This window comes from Pseudoalteromonas sp. SG43-6 (genome assembly GCF_014164365.1).
Taxonomy (GTDB): domain Bacteria; phylum Pseudomonadota; class Gammaproteobacteria; order Enterobacterales; family Alteromonadaceae; genus Pseudoalteromonas; species Pseudoalteromonas rhizosphaerae.
On the sequence record NZ_JACJEZ010000103.1, the window covers coordinates 1 to 4,585 of the forward strand.

Sequence of the window (4,585 nt, forward strand, 5' to 3'; positions counted from 1 at the left end):
GGGGTGCCTGGGCCCGGCGACAGTACTAAAATCACTGGTTTAGTTTCCGCACACATTTTGTCATAAATCACCTGCGCGTCTATGTTGTTACGATATACCACTAAATCGCTGCCTAACATAGAAAGTTCATCGACTAAGTTATAACTAAATGAATCAAAATTATCTAAAAAGTAGATTTTTAAGTCCGTTAAGTTGTTGATGTTTTCACTCATTTTAGTGTCCTTGGTACGTCGATTGAATGGCTGTAATAACCGCTTGTGCTTTAGCACGAGTCTCATTAGCTTCAGATTGAGGGTCTGAGTCAAACACAACTCCGGCACCGGCTTGTACATACGCGGTATTATTTTTAACAAAAGCCGAGCGAATAACAATGCAACTGTCCATGGCGCCGTCACCGGTTAAATAACCTACCGCACCACCGTAACTACCACGGCGCTTACCTTCAGTTTGCCTTACCAACTCTGCCGCGCTGACTTTAGGCGCACCAACTAAAGTGCCCATGTTCATACAGGCTTGGTAAGCGTGTAGGGCATCCAGCTGAGGTTTTAATGTGCCAACAACGCGTGACACTAAATGCATTACTTGCGAATAACGGTCGACCTTTAATAGCTCTTTTGCGTGGCGAGTTCCCGGGACACTGATACGAGCTACGTCATTTCGTGCTAAATCAACCAACATTAAATGCTCAGCACGCTCTTTTTGGTCGTTGCGCAGTTCCAGTTCAATACGACTGTCTAAATCTGGATTAATTTGGCCATTAGCAAACTTTCCTCGCGGGCGAGTTCCTGCAATTGGATATACTTCAACTTGTTGTGATGTAGCGCAAAACTTTAAAGCTGACTCAGGAGAGGCACCAAATAACGCAAATTCACTGTCGCGCATATAAAACATGTACGGGCTTGGATTTTGTTTTTTTAGTTGGCTGTAGGCATGTAGTGGGTTGGCGCAAGCTAACGAGAAGGTACGCGATGGCACAACTTGAAAAATATCGCCATCGACAATGTGTTTTTTCAAACTATTGACCTGTTGGCAATAGAGCTCGTCACTAATATCAACACTGACGTCACTGCTGCCAGCACTTTGCTGCGCACTATAGCTATCGGCTTGGTCGCATAAGGTATTTAAACGTTCGAGCTTTTTACCCACTTCAAAACAGTTTGCATGCACATCAGGGCCATTAAAAACGTTACCAATCAGCTCAGTGGTTTTAGCTTGGTGATCAATTACCACTAAGGTTTCAGCTAAATAAAATACGTAATCAGGACAGCTATTTTCTCCATCTGGTACATCACTCAGTTGTTCAAAGTTGGCTACCATGTCGTAAGCAAACACACCGCCTAAAAATAACGAAAATGGATTGTTTGTGGTGCTGCTGATACTATTTATACAACAGCGCAAGGCACTAAAAGCATTATCGGCAATCAGCTTTGAGGCTTCATCAATATTATGATCGATACCTTGATATTCGATGCTGAGAGTTTGCTTGTTTAATTGAGTATGGCAGTTTTCTAATTTAGTTTGTAAATAAGGCAGTAATTGCTGACCATTATTAGATTGCGCCGTTACTGTGACTGTTTTACCTGTGCAGATTATTTTTAGTGCACAATCTACCAAAATTAAACTTTTGACACTGTCTTTAGAATCAATTTCTGCTGACTCTAACAGTAATGAATTATCTTTATCAAGCAATCCATATAGTGCCAATGGGCTATGTATATATTCTCGCACTTCGGTGATGCTAGTAACTTCACCTGGCGTTGTTGTTATATGACTAAAAATCAAACCTCATTCCCTCAAAAAAATAAAACCCCGCAAGCTAAGCTATGCGGGGTTTGAATAACGATACCTATGTTTCAGATAGACCATTACCGTCCCGCTATACCAGGCGCCACCACCAATGATGTGTAAGAGTTGCTACGTTATTCATGTTTGTTACCCTAAAATTTAAATATAAAAAAACCCGCAATAAGCGGGTTTAGAATGTGTTAGACACGACAATTCGTCACCCGATAATTTACGAGTGCCACCACCAGATAGTGTTTTGGATTGAATTGATCATTGTTGTAGTTCTATTTGTGTCTCAAGTGACTACAGTAAACCGTATCAACGGCGTTAGTGTCAAGTATTTATTTAAAACAATTTATTAAAAAATTTTGTTATACTTAATAACAACTTTCGCACATTTAATAAGAGCAGTCTTCTCTTTTGATAAAATACGATTTACACAGTCATACCACACATTCTGACGGGCAATTAACTGTTGAGCAATTATTATTGCGTGCAGTTGAAAAAAATATAGATGTGTTTGCGATCACTGATCACGACACCACTGCTGCGGTTAAACCTGCACAAGCATATATAGAAAGCGAATCTCTACCATTAACCTTGATATCAGGGGTTGAAATTTCCACTAAGTGGGAAAGTTTTGAGATCCACATCGTGGCATTAAACGTAGATATCAACGAGTCAACACTGACCAGCTTATTGACTATCCAACAGCAAAAACGTGCTGATAGAGCTGTCGAGATTGGTCGCCGTTTAGAGAAAAATGGCTTTGATGGCATTTATCAACAAGCGCAAGAGCTTGCCGCAGATGCACAAATTACCCGTGCACATTATGCAAGAGCACTTATTGCTCGTGGCGTTGCAACCACAATTCCTGGGGTGTTTAAAAAATACCTTGGCCGCGCTAAAACGGGTTACGTACCAAGCGATTGGTGTGATATGCAAACCGCCATTGCCGCCATTCATGCCGCAGGTGGCGTTGCTGTGATTGCCCACCCTGGGCGTTATCAAATGTCAAATAAATGGCTGCGCAAATTATTGAGTCAGTTTAAAGATGCCGGTGGCGATGCAATGGAAGTTGCACAACCACAACAAGCACCGACTGAGCGACAGTTTTTAGGCGAATTGAGCCGTGAATACGATTTACTGTGTTCGCAAGGATCTGATTTTCATTTTCCTACTAGTTGGCTAGAATTAGGAAAAAACTTATATTTGCCAAAAGATTGCCAAGGCGTTTGGCAAACTTGGGAAGGGCAAACAGGAGAACTAAATGAGTGATTTTTTTCATATTCATCCAGATAATCCACAACCACGCTTAATTAATCAAGCGGTCGACATTATCAAACAAGGTGGTGTGGTGGTATACCCAACCGATTCAGGCTATGCAATAGGCTGTAATTTAGGTAACAAACAAGCAAAAGAGCGTATTGAGCGCATCCGTGGTATTGAAAAACACCATAACTTTACCTTAGTATGTCGTGATCTATCTGAGCTTTCTACTTATGCACGAGTAGATAACCAACTGTTTAGATTAATTAAAAACAATACACCCGGGCCTTATACGTTTATCTTTAAAGGCACTAAAGAAGTACCAAAACGTTTGTTAAACGACAAGAAAAAAACCATTGGTATTCGTGTAATAGAACATCCAATTACCTGCGCATTGCTAGCCGAGTTAGGTGAGCCATTGATGTCGTGTTCATTAATTTTACCCGGTGAGCAGTTTACTGAGTCTGATCCGGACGAGATACGTGATCGCATAGGTAATCAAGTTGATTTAATTATTCATGGCGGCTATTTAGCTGAGCAAGCAACCACAGTAATCGACCTGTCAGAAGATACTGTTGAGGTGCTGCGTGTAGGCTGTGGCGATACAGCTCCATTTGAATAACTACGCCGATAAACCATGAACGAACTACATACTGATGATGTAGCTCAAATACGAGAGCCGGCGCAACAAAAGCTGCCGCTGGCTTTTTTGCATGGCAAAGAAGTAATGAATACCCCGGAAGATTTGTATATTCCGCCAGACGCTCTAGAAGTAATTTTAGAAACCTTTGAAGGGCCACTTGATTTATTACTATATTTAATAAAAAAACATAAGTTAGATATTCTGGAATTGTCGATTTTTAGCATTACTGAACAATACGTCCGTTATGTTGAAATGATGACCGAGTTTCAATTGGAGCTTGCTGGTGAATATTTGGTGATGGCGGCATTACTTGCACAAATAAAATCACGACTATTACTGCCAAAACATGAAGAGCTTGAGGAAGAAGAAGATCCACGGGCTGAATTAATTCGTCGTTTACAAGAGTATGAGCAATTTAAGCTAGCTGCGCAGAACCTTGATGATATTCCACGTGTTGGCCGCGATATTTTTATTGCCCATGCGTTAGTGCCTGAGCAGAGCGAGCATGCTCAATTGTTACCGGATGTTGATTTAAAAGATTTACTATTTGCGCTCAGTGATGTGATGGCGCGAGCTAAAACTTTTGAGCATCATCAAATAACCGCTGAAGCTTTATCAACTCGCGAAAGAATGAGTTTAATTTTGCAAAAGTTATCGACAGTCGGCACGCAACTTCCTTTCACTGACTTATTCTCTCTTGACGAAGGCCGCAGTGGTGTAGTGGTTAGCTTTATTGCTATGCTAGAGCTCATCAAAGAAAACCTTATCACTTGCTTGCAAGTCGATCCTACAACACAAATTTATATCGGTTTGGTTGAAAATAATTAAACAATTATTAGGGTGATGATGTTTATCATTGATTAACTTGCTAACTTGCTAACTTGCTAA

At 40.8% G+C, this 4,585-nt stretch carries 5 protein-coding genes; 3 read left to right on the forward strand and 2 right to left on the reverse strand.

Annotated features, from left to right (window positions below; genetic code table 11):
- Together H5201_RS22065 and H5201_RS22070 are read right to left on the reverse strand one after the other, a co-directional pair.
- A partial coding sequence (locus tag H5201_RS22065; protein WP_404936360.1) for a glutamine amidotransferase-related protein occupies positions 1-212 on the reverse strand: 212 nt, incomplete at its 3' end.
- Between the two features lies 1 nt (position 213).
- The gene (locus H5201_RS22070) at positions 214-1,782 is read right to left on the reverse strand and encodes an anthranilate synthase component 1 (RefSeq protein ID WP_182734838.1); all 1,569 of its coding nucleotides are present in this window, start codon (positions 1,780-1,782) and stop codon (positions 214-216) included.
- A gap of 423 nt (positions 1,783-2,205) precedes the next feature.
- Here H5201_RS22070 and H5201_RS22075 point away from each other — a divergent pair, with 423 nt between their 5' ends.
- From H5201_RS22075 to H5201_RS22085, 3 genes are read left to right on the forward strand one after another with little or no spacing between them, the layout of a single operon-like run.
- Positions 2,206-3,063: an RNase RNM gene (locus H5201_RS22075; RefSeq protein ID WP_182785411.1), complete on the forward strand. Its 858-nt coding sequence runs from the start codon at positions 2,206-2,208 to the stop codon at positions 3,061-3,063.
- A complete protein-coding gene (locus H5201_RS22080; protein ID WP_145233655.1) occupies positions 3,056-3,676 on the forward strand; it encodes an L-threonylcarbamoyladenylate synthase in 621 nt (206 codons plus the stop codon). Before H5201_RS22075 ends, H5201_RS22080 begins: the two co-directional genes overlap by 8 nt.
- 15 nt (positions 3,677-3,691) lie before the next feature.
- The gene (locus H5201_RS22085) at positions 3,692-4,525 is read left to right on the forward strand and encodes a ScpA family protein (protein ID WP_182785412.1); all 834 of its coding nucleotides are present in this window, start codon (positions 3,692-3,694) and stop codon (positions 4,523-4,525) included.
- Positions 4,526-4,585 lie beyond the last annotated feature (60 nt).

Coding starts and splice junctions, on each gene's coding strand:
- H5201_RS22080 (WP_145233655.1), top strand. CDS start 3,056: ATGAGTGATTTTTTTCATATTCATCCAGATAATCCACAACCACGCTTA.
- H5201_RS22085 (WP_182785412.1), top strand. CDS start 3,692: ATGAACGAACTACATACTGATGATGTAGCTCAAATACGAGAGCCGGCG.